The 16,615-nt window shown below is 58.5% G+C and carries 15 protein-coding genes; 7 read left to right on the top strand and 8 right to left on the bottom strand.

Annotated features, from left to right (window positions below):
- Positions 1-81: 81 nt before the first annotated feature.
- Positions 82-741 carry a DedA family general envelope maintenance protein YghB gene (gene yghB / locus P346_RS10390; protein WP_029740714.1) on the top strand — a complete coding sequence of 220 codons (660 nt, stop codon included), beginning with the start codon at positions 82-84 and terminating at the stop codon, positions 739-741.
- 49 nt (positions 742-790) lie between these two features.
- On the opposite strand, the gene P346_RS10395 is transcribed toward yghB, so the two are convergent.
- The gene (locus P346_RS10395) at positions 791-1,690 is read right to left on the bottom strand and encodes an AraC family transcriptional regulator (RefSeq protein ID WP_032659957.1); all 900 of its coding nucleotides are present in this window, start codon (positions 1,688-1,690) and stop codon (positions 791-793) included.
- A 195-nt stretch (positions 1,691-1,885) separates the two neighbouring features.
- Between P346_RS10395 and yqhD the strand changes: the two genes are divergently transcribed.
- Both yqhD and dkgA read left to right on the top strand, forming a co-directional pair.
- On the top strand, positions 1,886-3,049 hold the full coding sequence (gene yqhD / locus P346_RS10400) for an alcohol dehydrogenase (protein WP_032659955.1): 1,164 nt from the start codon (positions 1,886-1,888) through the stop codon (positions 3,047-3,049).
- Between the two features lie 105 nt (positions 3,050-3,154).
- The gene (gene dkgA, locus P346_RS10405; protein WP_032659953.1) at positions 3,155-3,982 is read left to right on the top strand and encodes a 2,5-didehydrogluconate reductase DkgA; all 828 of its coding nucleotides are present in this window, start codon (positions 3,155-3,157) and stop codon (positions 3,980-3,982) included.
- A gap of 84 nt (positions 3,983-4,066) precedes the next feature.
- Here the strand turns inward: dkgA and P346_RS10410 are convergent, their stop codons facing one another.
- The 5 genes from P346_RS10410 to P346_RS10430 all read right to left on the bottom strand — a co-directional run bounded on the left by P346_RS10410 (position 4,067) and on the right by P346_RS10430 (position 11,520).
- Positions 4,067-6,238, bottom strand: a complete 2,172-nt coding sequence (locus P346_RS10410; protein ID WP_032659950.1) for a YgiQ family radical SAM protein — start codon at positions 6,236-6,238, stop codon at positions 4,067-4,069.
- A 131-nt stretch (positions 6,239-6,369) separates the two neighbouring features.
- Positions 6,370-7,782 (bottom strand): cell division protein FtsP, encoded by a 1,413-nt coding sequence (ftsP, locus tag P346_RS10415; RefSeq protein WP_032659948.1) that lies wholly within the window; start codon positions 7,780-7,782, stop codon positions 6,370-6,372.
- A 58-nt stretch (positions 7,783-7,840) separates the two neighbouring features.
- Positions 7,841-8,578 (bottom strand): 1-acylglycerol-3-phosphate O-acyltransferase, encoded by a 738-nt coding sequence (gene plsC / locus P346_RS10420; RefSeq protein WP_032659945.1) that lies wholly within the window; start codon positions 8,576-8,578, stop codon positions 7,841-7,843.
- A gap of 163 nt (positions 8,579-8,741) precedes the next feature.
- Positions 8,742-11,000: a DNA topoisomerase IV subunit A gene (gene parC / locus P346_RS10425; RefSeq protein WP_032659942.1), complete on the bottom strand. Its 2,259-nt coding sequence runs from the start codon at positions 10,998-11,000 to the stop codon at positions 8,742-8,744.
- Positions 11,001-11,118: 118 nt separating this feature from the next.
- Positions 11,119-11,520 (bottom strand): YgiW/YdeI family stress tolerance OB fold protein, encoded by a 402-nt coding sequence (locus P346_RS10430; RefSeq protein ID WP_032659940.1) that lies wholly within the window; start codon positions 11,518-11,520, stop codon positions 11,119-11,121.
- Positions 11,521-11,658: 138 nt separating this feature from the next.
- On the opposite strand from P346_RS10430, the gene qseB reads away from it, so the two are divergent.
- The 4 genes from qseB (at position 11,659) to P346_RS10450 (ending at position 14,696) form a co-directional block, all read left to right on the top strand.
- Positions 11,659-12,318 carry a quorum sensing response regulator transcription factor QseB gene (gene qseB / locus P346_RS10435; protein ID WP_032659937.1) on the top strand — a complete coding sequence of 220 codons (660 nt, stop codon included), beginning with the start codon at positions 11,659-11,661 and terminating at the stop codon, positions 12,316-12,318.
- Complete coding sequence (gene qseC / locus P346_RS10440) at positions 12,315-13,664, top strand: quorum sensing histidine kinase QseC (protein ID WP_032659934.1); 1,350 nt, start codon at positions 12,315-12,317, stop codon at positions 13,662-13,664. Before qseB ends, qseC begins: the two co-directional genes overlap by 4 nt.
- 104 nt (positions 13,665-13,768) lie before the next feature.
- Positions 13,769-14,350 (top strand): NAD(P)H-dependent oxidoreductase, encoded by a 582-nt coding sequence (locus P346_RS10445; protein WP_032659932.1) that lies wholly within the window; start codon positions 13,769-13,771, stop codon positions 14,348-14,350.
- 31 nt (positions 14,351-14,381) lie between these two features.
- The gene (locus tag P346_RS10450) at positions 14,382-14,696 is read left to right on the top strand and encodes a putative quinol monooxygenase (protein ID WP_008502984.1); all 315 of its coding nucleotides are present in this window, start codon (positions 14,382-14,384) and stop codon (positions 14,694-14,696) included.
- Between the two features lie 84 nt (positions 14,697-14,780).
- Here P346_RS10450 and P346_RS10455 read toward each other — a convergent pair whose 3' ends face one another.
- Together P346_RS10455 and P346_RS10460 are read right to left on the bottom strand one after the other, a co-directional pair.
- A complete protein-coding gene (locus tag P346_RS10455) occupies positions 14,781-15,668 on the bottom strand; it encodes a MurR/RpiR family transcriptional regulator (RefSeq protein WP_032659930.1) in 888 nt (295 codons plus the stop codon).
- Complete coding sequence (locus P346_RS10460; RefSeq protein ID WP_032659911.1) at positions 15,665-16,615, bottom strand: iron-siderophore ABC transporter substrate-binding protein; 951 nt, start codon at positions 16,613-16,615, stop codon at positions 15,665-15,667. Before P346_RS10460 ends, P346_RS10455 begins: the two co-directional genes overlap by 4 nt.

Genomic DNA, 16,615 nt, shown 5'->3' with positions numbered 1-16,615 from the left:
ATGAGTTGCGCCCGGGATCAAACCCGACGGGCGAATAAGGGAGTACAATAGCGCTATATCTGCTGTTCCACAGGAAAGTCCATGGCTGTTATTCAAGATATTATCGCGGCGCTCTGGCATCACGACTTTGCCGCGCTGGCGGATCCTCACATCGTTGGTATCGTTTACCTCGTGATGTTCGCAACTCTGTTTCTGGAAAATGGATTACTGCCAGCCTCGTTTTTACCTGGTGACAGCCTGCTTTTACTTGCCGGGGCATTAATCGGGAAAGGCGTCATGGACTTCACGCCAACGATGGTTATTCTCACCTCCGCAGCCAGCCTGGGCTGCTGGCTGAGCTATCTGCAGGGCCGCTGGCTGGGGAACACCCGCGTCGTAAAAGGCTGGCTGGCGCAGTTACCGCATAAATATCATCAGCGTGCGACCTGCATGTTCGATCGCCACGGCCTGCTGGCCCTGCTGGCGGGGCGTTTCCTCGCGTTTGTTCGCACGCTTCTGCCTACGATGGCGGGCATTTCCGGTCTGTCAAACCGCCGCTTCCAGTTCTTCAACTGGCTGAGCGCCCTGCTGTGGGTGGGTGTGGTCACCACGCTCGGCTATGCGCTGAATATGATCCCCTTTGTGAAACACCACGAAGATCAGGTGATGACCTTCCTGATGGTGCTGCCGATGTTCCTGCTGGTGGCAGGGCTGGTGGGAACCATCGCGGTGGTGATTAAGAAGAAGTACTGCAGCGCGTGATAAAAAATTGCCGGGTGGCGGCTACGCCTTACCCGGCCTACGTTTCCCGTCAGACTCCCTGCATGGTTCGGATGCGTGATGCATCTTCTCCCGGCGTGACGCCGAAATAGCGCTTAAACTCCCGACTGAACTGCGAAGCACTTTCGTAACCCACCCGCATCGCCGCCGCGCTGGCCTTCATGCCGTCGTGGATCATCAGCATCCGCGCCTTATGCAGCCGGTAGGTTTTAAGGTACTGCAGCGGCGAGGTGCTGGTCACCGATTTAAAATTATGATGAAACGCCGAAACGCTCATGTTCGCTTCCGCCGCCAGCTGGTCGACGCTGAGGTTTTCCGTGTACTGGCTTTCAATACGCTTGAGCACGCGGCTTATCAGGCTGAAGTGGGTCTGTCGGCTCACAAGAGCCAGCAACGCCCCGCCCCCCGGGCCCAGCAGCACATGGTAGAGAATTTCGCGAATAATCTGCTTGCCCAGAATACGCGCGTCCAGCGGCCTTTCCATTACGTCCAGTAGACGTTCAATGGCGCAGAGGATCTCTTCCGACAGGGTCGCCGAGTTAATCCCGCTCGACGCCATAGACGGCTGGAAGAACTCATCTTCGCCAATCTCCATCAGTAGCTCCTGCAGCTGAAGAATATCGACGTTGACGCGAATACCGGCCAGCGGAACGGCTTCTGTCGCGAAGGTTTCACATTCGAAGGGTAAAGGTACCGTCAGAAGCAGATATTCATTGGTGTCGTAGCGGAACACGCGCTCGTTGATATAGCCAATTTTATGGCCCGAGAAGAGAAAAACGATGCCCGGCTGGTACATGACCGGCGTGCGCGTCCCGGGCTGCGTGCCATAAAGCAGGCGAATGTCAGGAAGCAGATCGCTGACGCCATTTTCTTTATCTATCAGTCTTTTAATCTGCGCAGTGAGCTGATGGCAGATCGCTTCACGGTTCATATTACGTTACTCCGGGTACGGTTTCCGACGTTGACAGTGTGCGTGCTTTTCCGCGCTTTCTCCAGCGCTCTGTAGAAATGGGCAAGACATCGGCAGGAATGTGCATTGAGAGGATAGCCCCGGACGGCCACAATGTGCAGCATCAGGTCGCCCTCTGCGCCACCACGGTTTTTCACCCACTAAAGGGAACGAGCAATGAACAACTTTAATCTTCACACCCCAACCCGCATTCTGTTTGGTAAAGACGCTATCGCCGATCTGCGCGCCCAGATCCCTGCTGACGCCCGCGTGCTGATCACCTACGGTGGCGGCAGCGTGAAAAAAACCGGCGTGCTGGATCGGGTTTACAGCGCCCTGGACGGTCTGGACGTGCGTGAGTTCGGCGGCATCGAGCCAAACCCGTCTTACGAAACGCTGATGAACGCGGTGAGAATCGCCCGCGAAGAGAAGATCACCTTCCTGCTGGCCGTCGGCGGCGGCTCCGTGCTGGACGGCACCAAATTCATCGCGGCGGCAGCATACTACGCTGACGGCATCGATCCGTGGCACATCCTGGAAACCCGCGGCAGCGACATTAAAAGCGCCATCCCGATGGGCTCCGTGCTGACCCTGCCAGCGACCGGCTCTGAATCCAACAAGGGCGCGGTGATCTCCCGTAAAACCACCGGCGACAAACAGGCCTTCATGAACGAACACGTTCAGCCCGTGTTTGCCATTCTGGATCCGGTTTACACCTACACTCTGCCTGCGCGTCAGGTGGCGAACGGCGTGGTCGATGCCTTTGTTCATACCGTTGAGCAGTACGTCACGTATCCGGTGAATGCCAAAATTCAGGATCGCTTCGCGGAAGGCATTCTGCTGACGCTCGTCGAAGACGGCCCGAAAGCGCTGAAAGAGCCGGAAAACTACGACGTGCGTGCCAACGTCATGTGGGCGGCAACCCAGGCGCTGAACGGCCTGATCGGGGCTGGCGTGCCGCAGGACTGGGCAACCCACATGCTGGGCCACGAGCTGACGGCGATGCACGGTCTGGACCACGCGCAAACGCTGGCCGTTGTGCTGCCTGCGCTGTGGAACGAAAAGCGGGACACCAAGCGCGCCAAGCTGCTGCAGTACGCAGAACGCGTGTGGAACATCACCGAGGGTTCTGACGATGCGCGTATTGATGCCGCCATCGAAGCGACCCGCAGCTTCTTTGAAGGTCTGGGCGTGCCAACGCGTCTGTCTGGCTACGGTCTGGACGGCAGCTCCATCCCTGCCCTGCTGGCAAAACTTGAAGAGCACGGCATGACCCACCTGGGCGAGCACGGCGACATTACGCTGGACGTCAGCCGTCGCATCTACGAAGCGGCACGCTAAGCGTTTTTGCCCTCCCGACTTTCGTTTTTTGACATTTCGTCCAGACTTAATGCACACCCCATCGCCGGAGGAACCCTCCGGCGATGCGCACCTGAAGGAGGAAAAATGGCAAACCAAACCGTAATCAAGCTGCAGGACGGCAACGTGATGCCCCAGTTGGGGCTAGGTGTATGGAAAGCCGGTAACGACGAGGTCGTCTCCGCCATTCATAAAGCCCTGGAAGTCGGCTATCGGTCCATTGATACCGCCGCCGCATACAAAAACGAGGACGGCGTGGGTAAGGCACTTGCCAGCGCCGGCGTCCCCCGCGATGAGTTATTCATCACCACTAAACTGTGGAACGACGATCAAAAACGCCCCCGCGAAGCGCTGGAGGAGAGCCTGGAGAAACTCCAGCTCGATTTCGTCGATCTCTGGCTGATGCACTGGCCGGTTCCGGCTATCGATCACTACGTTGATGCCTGGAAAGGGATGATTGAACTGCAGAAAGAGGGGCTGGTGAAAAGCATCGGCGTCTGTAATTTCCAGGTTCATCACCTGCAGCGGCTGATTGACGAGACTGGCGTTGCGCCAGTGATTAACCAGATCGAGCTGCACCCGCTGATGCAGCAGCGCCAGCTACACGCCTGGAACGCTACGCATAAAATCCAGACCGAGTCCTGGAGCCCGCTGGCACAGGGCGGCGAAGGGGTGTTTGATCAAAAGATTATCCGTGAGCTGGCGGATAAATACGGTAAAACCCCGGTGCAAATCGTCATTCGCTGGCATCTGGACAACGGCCTGGTGGTCATTCCGAAATCGGTCACGCCATCGCGCATCGCCGAGAACTTCGACGTCTGGGATTTCCGTCTGGACAAAGATGAGCTGGGTGAGATTGCGAAGCTGGATAAGGGCAAGCGGCTTGGGCCGGACCCGGACCAGTTTGGCGGGTAGTCGCGTAAAAAAGCCGTGTGGCGGCTTCGCCTTACCCGGCCTACGTGTCTACATAAAAAACCCCGGCTTGCCGGGGTTTTTTATTTACGCTTTGCGCTTCACAGGCTTCTGCACACTCGAATTACCGTTCGAACGCTGATGTACAATCGGCGTGTGCTTGGTCAGCGCCGGGCGCGTGTTGCGGTTCTGGCGACGCGCTTCGCGCATCTCATCCAGCGTCGGGGCCGGTACCAGGCAGTCGCGACGCGAGCCGATCAGGTGTTTTTTACCCATCTCTTCCAGCGCCTGACGGATCAGCGGCCAGTTTTTCGGATCGTGATAGCGCAGCAGCGCTTTATGCAGACGACGCTGTTTATCCCCTTTCGGCACCACCACCTCTTCACTCTTGTAGCCAATCTTACTCAGCGGGTTCTTGCCGGTGTAATACATGGTCGTCGAGTTGGCGAGCGGTGACGGATAGAAGTTCTGCACCTGATCCAGGCGGAAGCGACGCTGCTTCAGCCACAGCGCCAGGTTCACCATGTCCTCATCGCGCGTGCCCGGGTGGGCGGAGATGAAGTATGGGATCAGATACTGCTCTTTACCCGCCTGCTTCGAATAGGTGTCGAACAGTTCTTTAAAGCGATCGTAGCTGCCCATGCCAGGCTTCATCATTTTCGACAGCGGGCCTTCCTCGGTGTGCTCCGGCGCAATCTTCAGATAGCCTCCGACGTGGTGCGTCGCCAGCTCTTTGATGTAGCGCGGATCTTCCACGGCGATGTCGTAACGTACCCCGGACGCGATCAGGATCTTCTTGATGCCTTTCAGGTCGCGTGCGCGGCGGTAGAGGTTGATCGTCGGCTCATGGTTGGTGTCCATGTGCTCGCAAATGCTCGGATAGACGCAGGAGAGACGACGGCAGGTTTGCTCCGCGCGCGGCGACTTGCAGCGCAGCATGTACATGTTAGCGGTTGGGCCGCCAAGGTCGGAAATCACGCCGGTAAAGCCCGGCACCGAGTCGCGAATCGCTTCGATCTCATTGATGATCGAATCTTCAGAGCGGCTCTGGATAATACGCCCTTCGTGCTCGGTAATGGAGCAGAAGGAACAGCCGCCGAAGCAGCCGCGCATGATGTTGATCGAGAAGCGGATCATCTCATACGCAGGGATACGGGCGTTGCCGTACGCCGGGTGCGGAACGCGCTTGTACGGCAGCGCAAAGACGCTGTCCATCTCTTCGGTGGAGAGCGGGATCGCTGGCGGGTTAATCCAGATAAAGCGCTCGCCGTGCTTCTGCATCAGCGCGCGGGCGCAGCCCGGGTTGGTTTCATGGTGCAGAATACGGGACGCGTGCGCGTAGAGCACCTTGTCGGCTTTCACCTTCTCGTAGGACGGCAGCAGCACGTAGGTCTTTTCCCACGGTTTCGGGCGCGGCGGCTGCACAACGATAGCCTTCGCTTCCGCTTTTTTCGGCTCAACCGGCTTGTTATCGGCACACGGCAGATCTTCGCCGTACGGGTGCGGGATCGGGTCGATTTTGCCCGGCATATCAATGATGCGGGAATCCACCCCGCTCCAGCCCGGCAGCGCCTCTTTCACCATGATGGCGGTATTGCGCACGTCGCGGATGCTGCTCACCGGTTCACCCTGCGACAGACGGTGCGCCACTTCCACCAGCGGACGCTCGCCGTTACCGTAAATCAGCATGTCGGCTTTGGAATCCACCAGCACCGAGCGGCGAACGGTATCTGACCAGTAGTCGTAGTGGGCGGTGCGGCGCAGGCTTGCCTCGATGCCGCCTAGGATCACCGGCACGTCTTTCCAGGCCTCTTTACAGCGCTGGGTATAGACCAGGGTCGCGCGGTCGGGGCGTTTACCCGCCACGTTATCCGGCGTGTAGGCGTCGTCATGGCGCAGCTTACGGTCGGCAGTATAGCGGTTGATCATCGAGTCCATGTTGCCTGCGGTGACGCCGAAGAACAGGTTCGGTTTACCCAGACGCATAAAGTCGTCTTTGCTGTTCCAGTCAGGCTGGGAGATGATCCCCACGCGGAAGCCCTGCGCTTCAAGCATACGGCCACAGATGGCCATACCGAAGCTCGGATGGTCAACGTAGGCATCGCCCGTGACCAGAATGATGTCGCAGCTGTCCCAGCCCAGTTGGTCCATCTCTTCCCGGGACATCGGCAGGAATGGCGCCGGTCCAAAGCAGGCCGCCCAGTACTGGGGCCAGGAGAAGAGGTCACGATCCGGCTGGATCAGGGAAATTGCGCTCATAATGCTTCCGAAGAAAAAATAGACAAAAGGAGCGGGATTATACGCTGGATCAATGTGGGAAATGAAGGGGTATTATGCGGGCTGTTGCCCTCACCCCAACCCTCTCCCACAGGGAGAGGGAGAAAAGCATTTTACGGTGCCGGATTCACCAGCATCTGCCCCACGGAGCCCCTGTCCATCATCTCCAGCGTCTGGCTGTGGAACAGGAACGGGAAGTGCGGCCACGAAGGCTGGCCGTAGTAGACAAGCAGTTCAACCTGGCCGTCCACCCAGACGGTATCTTTCCAGCCGCGGTCTTCCGGGAACGGCATCGCGCCGTTGACGTTGCGGATCAGGAATGACACCCCTTCAATATGGAACGACTGCGGCATATCTGAACGGACCGTCCAGCGCTCCCAGGTGCCCTGCTGCGCGGTAATGTCGATACGGTTGACGTCCCACAGCGCGCCGTTGATCCCCGGATCGTCGCCCAGGCTGATATCACGGCTGCGCACCGGCGAGCCGCTCATGATCTCCTGCGGCAGCAGACGCATTGGCAGGCTATCGGTCACCAGCGGCAGCAGACCGGTTGGGCGCAGGGTCAGCACCAGGGTCGAGACAAGAATACTCGACGGTTCAAAGAACCCGCGAATGCGGTCAACAATGCTGGCCGCTTCGCCGCAGGTCAGCGACACTTCATCCCCGTTGGTCATGTCCACGAGAATTTCGCGACGTTCACCCGGCGAGAGCGCCAGCTGTTTGACGGACACCGGCGCCGGTAAAAAGCCCTGGTCGCCGGAAATCACGTGCAGCGGACGGCCATCGCTCATTTGCAGCTGATAGCGGCGCGAGTTGGACGCGTTGAGCAGGCGCAGGCGCACCCAGCCGCGAGAAACTTCCACATACGGGCTTTGCGCGCCGTTGACCAGCAGCGTATCGCCGACGAAGCCACCGCTGCCCGGCTCGCTGTATTCCGGCGTACCGAAATTATCCAGACGTTTGTCCTGGATGATAATCGGGAAATCATCCACACCGTAGTGGTTCGGGATCGGCAGGGATTTGCTGACCTCATCTTCCACCAGCCACATTCCGGCCAGGCCGTTATAGACCTGCTGCGCCGTGCGGTTAGGCGTGTTGGCGTGATACCACAGGGTGGCCGCGCTCTGGCGTATCGGCAGAACCGGCGCCCAATCGGCGCTGGGTGACATCATTCGCGCCGCGCCGCCAATCAACGGGCCAGGCACCTGTAGGCCGCTGATGGTCATGGCGACATTTTCAGGGGTACGGTTACTGTAGATGAGCTTTACGTCATCGCCATTCCACACGCGTATGGTCGGCCCAAGGTAACGTCCGTTAATGCCCCAGACCGGCGCGCGCGTCCCCTGGGTAAAGGACCAGTGGCTGCGCTGCAGCGTCAGGAAAAGCGGCTGACCGCGACGAGATTCAATTAATGGCGGAATAGGCAGCGGCTGTTGCTGCCCGGCGGCGCTGGCTGTCAGCGGCATCGCACCCGCACAAAGGGCGATCCCGGAAGCCTGAATAAACTGACGCCGACTGAGTGACATATAAGCTCCATCTGAAACGACTAACAACGCGGGAATTCGTTTTCCCTTCAACGCCGGATTAAATTTTACCGGAGGCTTCTCTCTCTGCGACTTCTTTGTCGAGCTGCGCAATACGCTGAGCCATCAGCTCACGGCAGTGCGCTGCCAGCTCGCGTACCTGATCTTTACCGTATTTGCTGGTATCGACGGGTGGCAACATTTCGACAATCACCAGCCCGTTATTCAGGCGGTTAAGATTAATCTTATTCGAAGTATTGGAAACGCACACAGGAATAATTGGAACACCTGCCGCAATTGCGGCATGAAACGCCCCGGTTTTAAACGGCAGCAGGCCGCGGCCGCGGCTGCGCGTTCCTTCCGGGAACATCCAGATTGAGATTTTGCGCTTTTTAAAATGATTCACCACTTCCGCAATGGTGCTGTGCGCTTTCGCCCGGTTATTACGGTCGATAAGAAGGTTACCGGTCAGCCAGTACAGCTGGCCAAAAAACGGGATCCACAGCAGGCTTTTTTTTCCCACCGTCACGGTCGGTGGAAGCACGATATTGGAGGCCGTCACCATATCGTAATTGTTCTGATGGTTGGCGATATAGATGGCGTTACCGAAATTCTCCGCCCCTTCAGGCAGACGTTTTTCAACCTTCAGACCAAACAGCGGTGCAAGACGCCCGAACATATGGCCAAAGGTGGCAACATGCTTCGGATTACGCGGGCTGAAAAGGCAATAAATAGAGCCGAAAATACAGACCAGAATGCAGTAGATAACGGTAAGAATAAGACGAACAATATATAGCATAGCGACCTCTGAAGCCCCAACAGCTGACAATTATACTTCACCTGTGGCCAGGTAAGGACTTTATTACGAGCGCGTATTGTTAATCGCAACGCACGAATTAACAACGATTTTACGGGAAATTTTATTGAAACTCCCCCTCCGGGCAGAGGGGGATATCACGACATTACTCTTCGCTGTCACCCGCGGCGCTGCGTGCAGGAGAGTCAATCTCCACGCGGTCGATGCGCTGCAGACCGCGCATCAGCGAGCCGCGGCGACCGCGCTCACCCACCACTTTCTGCAGCTCTTCCGGACGAAGCTTGATCTTACGCTTGCCGACGTGAATGGTCAGCGTGCTCTGCGGCGGCAGGAGGAAGAGGTGCGCCAGGCCATCTTCGCCTTTCGCGGCTTCCGCCGATGGGATGTTGATGATCTTGTTGCCCTTGCCTTTCGACAGCTCTGGCAGATCGCTGACCGGGAACATCAGCATACGTCCGGCGGTGGTGATCGCCAGCAGCATGTCGCTTTCGTTCTCAATCACAAGCGGCGCCATCACGTGGGCATTGTCCGGCAGGCTTATCAGCGCCTTACCGGCACGGTTGCGGGAGACCAGGTCGTTAAAGGTACAGATAAAGCCGTAGCCCGCATCGGACGCCAGCAGCAGTTTCTGGTCATCGGCTTCCATCAGCATATGGTCAACCGTCGCCCCCGGTGGCAGCGTCAGCTTGCCGGTGAGCGGCTCGCCCTGCCCGCGCGCGGAAGGCAGCGTAATCGGGTCGATGGCGTAGCTGCGGCCGGTGGAATCGATAAACGCCACCGGCTGGTTGCTCTTACCTTTCACCGCCGCTTTGAAGCTGTCGCCCGCTTTGTAGCTCAGCCCCGGCGCGTCGATATCGTGGCCTTTGGCGCTACGCACCCAGCCGCTCTGCGACAGAACAATGGTCACCGGCTCGGACGGCTGCATGTCGTGCTCGTTCATCGCCTTCGCTTCTTCGCGCTCGTGCAGCGGAGAACGACGGTCATCGCCGAAGGCGTCTGCATCGGCCTGCAGCTCTTTCTTCAGCAGGGTGTTCATCTTGCGCTCGGACGCGAGGATCGCCTGCAGCTGATCGCGCTCTTTTTCCAGCTCGTTCTGCTCGCCGCGGATCTTCATCTCTTCCAGTTTGGCGAGATGGCGCAGCTTCAGTTCGAGGATCGCTTCGGCCTGGGTTTCGCTGATGCCAAAGCGCGACATCAGCGCCGGCTTCGGCTCGTCCTCGGTACGGATGATCTCAATCACTTCATCGATATTGAGGAACGCCACCAGCAAACCTTCGAGGATATGCAGGCGCTTAAGCACTTTCTCCAGACGATGGTTCAGACGACGACGGACCGTATCGCGGCGGAAGGTCAGCCATTCGGTGAGGATCTCCAGCAGGTTTTTCACCGCCGGGCGTCCGTCAAGGCCAATCATGTTCAGGTTGATGCGGTAGCTTTTTTCCAGATCGGTGGTGGCGAACAGGTGGTTCATCACCTGCTCCATGTCCACGCGGTTCGAGCGCGGCACGATCACCAGACGGGTCGGGTTCTCGTGGTCGGATTCGTCGCGCAGGTCGTCCACCATCGGCAGCTTTTTATTGCGCATCTGGGAGGCGATCTGCTCCAGCACTTTGGCACCGGAAACCTGATGCGGCAGCGCGGTGATCACCACGGCGCCGTCCTCTTTATTCCACACCGCGCGCATGCGCACGGAGCCGCGACCGTTCTGGTAGATTTTGCGGATTTCCGCTCGCGAGGTGATGATCTCGGCTTCGGTCGGAAAATCTGGCCCCTGCACGATATCCAGCAGCTCGTCGAGCGTCGCTTTCGGCTGCTCGATGAGGGTAATAGCGGCTTTCGCCACTTCACGCAGGTTGTGCGGAGGAATGTCCGTCGCCATACCGACCGCGATACCGGTGGTACCGTTCAGCAGGATGTTCGGCAGACGCGCAGGCAGCATCTTCGGCTCCTGCATCGTACCGTCGAAATTTGGCACCCAGTCCACGGTTCCCTGACCCAGCTCGCCCAGCAGCACTTCGGCATATTTAGAGAGACGGGATTCGGTATAACGCATCGCCGCGAAGGATTTCGGATCGTCCGGCGCCCCCCAGTTCCCCTGTCCGTCCACCAGTGGATAGCGGTAAGAGAACGGCTGCGCCATCAGCACCATCGCTTCATAACAGGCGCTGTCGCCGTGCGGATGGTATTTACCCAGTACGTCACCGACGGTACGGGCGGATTTCTTAAACTTGGCGGTGGCGTTCAGCCCCAGTTCGGACATCGCATAGACGATGCGGCGCTGAACGGGCTTCAGGCCATCCCCGATAAACGGCAACGCCCTGTCCATGATGACGTACATGGAGTAGTTCAGGTAGGCGTTTTCCGTGAATTCATGTAGCGCGAGGCGCTCTGCCATATCGCTCATTACGTGTGATTCCTCAACTCAGAAACCGAAGGGTTTCAGGCAATATTGCCGCAGATACTACCTTATCTGGCGAGTTGAGTCACAAAGAAAAAGGGCCGCACAGGCAGCCCTTTTCGGGTTATTTGTTCAGCTTAATAACCTGCTTCACGTCGATTTCAAAATCGTTCCACTCTTTATCGACTTTACCCTGCAGTTCAACTTTATCCTGCGGGGTGACGGTCACACCGTTCCAGCGCTTGTGGTCAATCTCAACGACCACGGTGCCGGACTCATCGCGGAAGGTGTAGCGGTCATCGGACAGGCGCTCGGTAATGTTCCCGCGCAGCTTCACCCAGGCATCGTCCTTCAGGTCTTTCACTTTTGCCGCGGTGGTAAGGTTAGCGTTGTTATCGACAAAACCGCCCTGCTGAGTTTGCGTCTGGGTCTGTGTGGCCGATGGGCCAGTAAAACCGCCCTGAGCAGCAAAGACCGGCGCGGTGGTCATCATCATGATGGCAGCAATTGCAGCGAATTTTTTCATATTAAGTCTCCCTTTAATCTGGTTTCGCGGTCCATTTAACAGGGTAATCCTTAACAACTTCTTAAGGGAGAAATTTATTTATTATTGCTGTACAGCAGGCGCTTACAGAGGGTTTACTGACTACATCAAGGAGGGAACATGCGCATTTTACTGGTAGAAGACGACAGGTTAATCGGCGACGGTATCAAGGCGGGGTTAAGCAAAATGGGCTTTAGCGTGGACTGGTTTACCGACGGTAAAACCGGCCAGGCCGCGCTCTCCTCTGCGCCCTATGATGCCGTGGTGCTGGATCTGACGCTGCCGGAAATTGACGGTCTGGACATTCTGCGCGCCTGGCGCGAAAGCGGGCGCAGCGAGCCGGTATTAATTCTGACGGCGCGGGATGCGCTTAACCAGCGCGTCGAAGGGCTGCGTCTTGGGGCGGATGATTATCTCTGTAAGCCGTTCGCGCTGATCGAAGTCGGTGCCCGCCTCGAAGCGCTGGTCCGCCGCAGCCACGGGCAGGCGCGTAGCGAACTGCGTCACGGGAGGGTCACGCTCGATCCGACCCGTCTCATCGCCACGCTGGACGGTGAGCCGCTGACGCTCAAGCCGAAAGAGTTCGCGCTGCTGGAGCTGTTAATGCGTAACGCAGGTCGGGTGCTGCCGCGAAAGCTGATCGAGGAAAAGCTTTATACCTGGGACGACGACGTCTCCAGCAACGCCATCGAGGTTCACGTCCATCATTTGCGCCGCAAGCTCGGGAGCGAGTTTATCCGCACCGTGCACGGCATCGGCTATACCCTGGGTGACGCATGAAGCTGACGCAACGCCTGAGCCTTAAGCTGCGCCTGACGCTTCTCTTTTTACTCCTGTCTCTGACGGCCTGGTTTGCCGCCAGTGTCGTCGCCTGGCAGCAGACGACCCACAAGCTCGACAAGCTGTTCGATACCCAGCAGATGCTGTTTGCTAAACGGCTGCTGACGATGGATCTGGACGAGATCCGCGCCCCCGAACGCATGCGCGAGATCCCGAAAAAAGTGAAGCACGGTCGTCTGGACGACGACGCGCTGGCTTTCGCCATTTACGCCGTCGACGGCAAAATGCTCCTCAACGACGGTGAAAACGGGCGCGATATCCCGTACCACTATCGCCGCGACGGGTTCGATAACGGGCAGCTGCAGGGCGACAACGACGAGTGGCGTTTTTTATGGCTGACCTCACCTGACGGAAAATATCGCGTGGTGGTCGGCCAGGAGTGGGAGTACCGCCAGGAGATGGCGCTGGACGTGGTCAGCTCGCAGCTTACGCCGTGGCTGGTGGCGCTACCTGTAATGCTGCTGTTGCTGATCCTGCTGTTGAGCCGTGAACTGAAGCCGCTGAAAAAGCTGGCGCAGACCCTGCGCTCCCGCTCGCCGGATGCCACCGATAACCTGCCGACGGAGGGGCTCCCGACGGAAGTGCGCCCCCTGCTCGACGCCCTGAACCATCTCTTCGCGCGCACCCAGGAGATGATGACCCGCGAGCGCCGCTTTACGTCCGATGCCGCCCACGAGCTGCGCAGCCCGCTGGCGGCCCTGAAGGTGCAAACTGACGTGGCGCAGCTGTATCAGGACGATCCCGAGGCGCAGTCCAAAGCCCTTTCGCAGCTGCATGCAGGCATCGACCGCGCTTCCCGGCTGGTGGATCAGCTCCTCACGCTGTCGCGCCTGGACTCGCTGGATAACCTTGACGATGTCGAACCGATTTCCCTGGCCGACTTACTGCAGTCCGCGGTGATGGATATTTATCATCCGGCGCAGCAGGCGGGCATGGATATTCGCCTGAACATCCATGCACCAGAGGTTACACGCACGGGCCAGCAGCTGCTCCTGAGCCTGCTGGTGCGCAACCTGCTGGATAACGCGATTCGCTACAGCCCGCGCGGCAGCGTGGTGAACGTGACGCTGGACGCGCGAAGCTTTACCGTGCGCGACAACGGCCCAGGCATTTCACCAGACGCGCTGGCGCGCATCGGCGAGCGCTTTTATCGTCCGCCGGGTCAGGATGCCACGGGCAGCGGGCTGGGATTATCCATCGTCAAACGCGTCGCCGCCCTGCACGGGATGCGCGTTTCGCTGAGCAATCCCCCTGAAGGCGGTTTTGAAGTAAAGGTCAGCTGGTAGGGATTATTGCGTTTAACGCAAAAGACTTTGCACATTTTGCTCATTTTACAGCACCGTCCTCGCGCGTAGAATACTCGCCATACTCTCATCATCGAGGACAAATAATGAGCAACATCCTGATTATCAATGGTGCAAAAGAATTTGCGCACTCTAAAGGCCAGTTGAATGACACCCTGACCGAGGTCGCGGACGGTTTCCTGCGCGACGCCGGGCATGATGTTAAGGTCGTGCGTGCGGACAGCAATTATGACGTGAAGGCCGAAGTGCAGAACTTCCTGTGGGCTGACGTGGTGATCTGGCAGATGCCAGGCTGGTGGATGGGCGCGCCGTGGACCGTAAAAAAATACATGGACGACGTGTTCACCGAAGGTCACGGTTCGCTGTATGCCAGCGATGGCCGCACCCGCTCTGACGCCGCCAAAAAATACGGCTCGGGCGGCCTGATTCAGGGCAAAAAATATATGCTCTCGCTGACCTGGAACGCCCCGCTGGAAGCCTTCACCGATAAAGATCAGTTCTTCGAAGGCGTGGGCGTTGACGGCGCGTACCTGCCGTTCCACAAGGCTAACCAGTTCCTGGGCATGGATCCGCTGCCGACCTTTATCGTCAACGACGTGATTAAAATGCCTGACGTCCCGAGTTATATCGCAGAATATCGCAAGCATCTCGCGGAAATTTTTGCTTAACTGGTAGCCTGGAATTAAAGGAGTAGTAAACATGCTTACCGTAATCGCAGAAATCCGTACTCGTCCAGGTCAACATCACCGTCAGGCGGTGCTGGATCAGTTCGCGAAAATTATCCCGACCGTACTGAAAGAAGAAGGCTGCCACGGCTACGCGCCGATGGTGGATGCCGCCACTGACGCCAGCTTCCAGGCGACCGCGCCAGACTCAATCATCATGGTTGAGCAGTGGGAAACCGTCGCGCACCTTGAAGCGCACCTGCAGACCGCGCACATGAAAGCGTGGAGCGACGCGGTGAAGGGTGACGTGCTGGAAACCCACATCCGTATTCTGGAGCAAGGGGTTTAAGTTTCCCCTCACCCCAGCCCTCTCCCACAGGGAGAGGGAGAACAGATCCAGGCCCGGTAAGCGCTAGCGCCACCGGGCTTTGTTTTAGCTGCTTTTCTTCCCCGGTTTTAACCCACGGTGTAACTCGTTGATGCGCTTCATCGACTTAATGGTGCGCTGCGGCTCGGTGGAGGCTACGGATAAAATAATCATCTCCAGACACAGCAGCACCGTGCCGTGGAGCGGGATTTTGCCCTTTTCGCCGCCGCGCGGAACGTGGATCACCACGCTGGCCTCCTTGCTGAAGCGCGAATCGAGGGCGTTGGTCAGCAGGATGGTGGGAATGCCCAGACGTTTTGCTTCACGCAGCGTGGTTTGCCCCTCGCGGTGCGCGGATTTCTGCGCCATCATCACCAGCACGTCGCCGCGCTGAAGCGCAATCAGCTGCTCGGCAAGCCCTATTCCGGTACGGTTAAGCGGCGTGGCGGGTAACCCCATGCGGCTGAACAGCCTGGCGGTGTACTCGGCCAGAATGCCGGAGGCGCCAATGCCAAATATGGCGACCTGCCTCGCCTGCGCCAGCAGAGAGACCGCCTGGGCCATCGCGTAGCGGTTGTGCGGCTCGGATAACACCTCGCAGGTGTGCTGATGCCCTTCCAGCACGAAATCAATGCTCGCGTTGACGTCGCTGGCGAGCGTATTCACCGTGGTGGACATCTTTTCGCTGGAGGTGACCACCGGACCAAACCACTGCTCCAGCGTCTGCTTGAGATCGCGCAGCCCGGCGAAACCCAGCGCCTGAATGGCGCGGACCACCGTGGCATCTGAGGTTTTCAACCCCGCCGCAATCTCCATTGCGGTCTGTTCCATCACCGCTTCGCGGTTGTCGTGGATATAGCGTGCAACCTGCAGCAGACGCGGCGTCAGCTGATGCGCGCGCGCGCGAAAGCGGTCGCCGTAGACATCCACGCGCCCTTTCTCTTTGCGGATCACCGTGCCGCCTCCGGCAGCGGACGCCCGGCAATCTGCGACTGCACCTGCGCGGCCATCAGCCCTAAAGACGCGAACGAATTCGAGATGGCCTCTTCACGCGAGATCAGCACGTAGTGCCCGGTTCGGCAGGCATTCAGGAACTGACACCAGCCGGGCATGACCGCATCCATCGCCGCCATCTCGTCCTGCGGTTTACCGCCCGTATCCCCGCGCCAGGTGGCGAAGACGAAATCGGCATCCAGCTCCGGCAGGCGCTCGGCGCTGACGTCGATGCGTCCTCCGTCCGGGATGCTCTCAATCAGCGGCGGGAAGGTGAACCCGGCGTCGCGCAGCACGCGGCCCAGCGAGTGGTAGCTGTGCATGGCGTTAATTTTTCCCTGATTAGCCTGAATCACCGACACGGTCACCTTGCTGGTATCAATAGTCGCCTTCAGCGCCTTAATCTGCTCCTGATAGCGCCGCTCCAGAACCTTAAGCCGCGCCTGCGTTCCCGTCAGCTGAGCCAGCTTGCGGTAGATCTCCGGCGCGCCGCCGTCGAGATGATCGATGCTCACCGTCGGGGCAATTTTCGCCAGCTGTTCCACAGGAGTGTTGCGGGTCGGCTCGGTAATAATGAGGTCAGGCTTTGCGGCGGCGATGGCTTCAATGTCGATATCGGCCGTGCCGATAAACTTAATGTCGGAATTATCGAAGTCGACGCCGGTCAACATGCCGCTGGAGCGCAGAAAGTGGCTGCCGTCCGGCCGCGTGCGGCCATGGCTTGCCACCGGCGGCACGCCAAGCTCAATCAGCGGAATGGTGATATCCAGATCGTGTAAAGAGACAATCCGTTTCGGATGAACCGGCACCACCACTTTTCGGTTCAGATCGTCAGTAAACGTCTGCGTCGGCTCCGCTGCACCCACCGCGAACCCCACCAGCAACAGCATCGAAAATACTACGCGCAT

Source organism: Enterobacter sp. DC1 (assembly GCF_000568075.1).
GTDB lineage: Bacteria > Pseudomonadota > Gammaproteobacteria > Enterobacterales > Enterobacteriaceae > Enterobacter > Enterobacter asburiae.
Note: the sequence above shows the minus strand (reverse complement) of the source record. Positions and strands in the feature narration are given on the sequence as shown.

What these genes read in the sequence shown, in the direction of transcription:
- yghB (WP_029740714.1), top strand. Translation starts at nt 82, where the DNA reads ATGGCTGTTATTCAAGATATTATCGCGGCGCTCTGGCATCACGACTTT.
- P346_RS10395 (WP_032659957.1), bottom strand. Translation starts at nt 1,690, where the DNA reads ATGAACCGTGAAGCGATCTGCCATCAGCTCACTGCGCAGATTAAAAGA.
- yqhD (WP_032659955.1), top strand. Translation starts at nt 1,886, where the DNA reads ATGAACAACTTTAATCTTCACACCCCAACCCGCATTCTGTTTGGTAAA.
- dkgA (WP_032659953.1), top strand. Translation starts at nt 3,155, where the DNA reads ATGGCAAACCAAACCGTAATCAAGCTGCAGGACGGCAACGTGATGCCC.
- P346_RS10410 (WP_032659950.1), bottom strand. Translation starts at nt 6,238, where the DNA reads ATGAGCGCAATTTCCCTGATCCAGCCGGATCGTGACCTCTTCTCCTGG.
- ftsP (WP_032659948.1), bottom strand. Translation starts at nt 7,782, where the DNA reads ATGTCACTCAGTCGGCGTCAGTTTATTCAGGCTTCCGGGATCGCCCTT.
- plsC (WP_032659945.1), bottom strand. Translation starts at nt 8,578, where the DNA reads ATGCTATATATTGTTCGTCTTATTCTTACCGTTATCTACTGCATTCTG.
- parC (WP_032659942.1), bottom strand. Translation starts at nt 11,000, where the DNA reads ATGAGCGATATGGCAGAGCGCCTCGCGCTACATGAATTCACGGAAAAC.
- P346_RS10430 (WP_032659940.1), bottom strand. Translation starts at nt 11,520, where the DNA reads ATGAAAAAATTCGCTGCAATTGCTGCCATCATGATGATGACCACCGCG.
- qseB (WP_032659937.1), top strand. Translation starts at nt 11,659, where the DNA reads ATGCGCATTTTACTGGTAGAAGACGACAGGTTAATCGGCGACGGTATC.
- qseC (WP_032659934.1), top strand. Translation starts at nt 12,315, where the DNA reads ATGAAGCTGACGCAACGCCTGAGCCTTAAGCTGCGCCTGACGCTTCTC.
- P346_RS10445 (WP_032659932.1), top strand. Translation starts at nt 13,769, where the DNA reads ATGAGCAACATCCTGATTATCAATGGTGCAAAAGAATTTGCGCACTCT.
- P346_RS10450 (WP_008502984.1), top strand. Translation starts at nt 14,382, where the DNA reads ATGCTTACCGTAATCGCAGAAATCCGTACTCGTCCAGGTCAACATCAC.
- P346_RS10460 (WP_032659911.1), bottom strand. Translation starts at nt 16,615, where the DNA reads ATGCGCGTAGTATTTTCGATGCTGTTGCTGGTGGGGTTCGCGGTGGGT.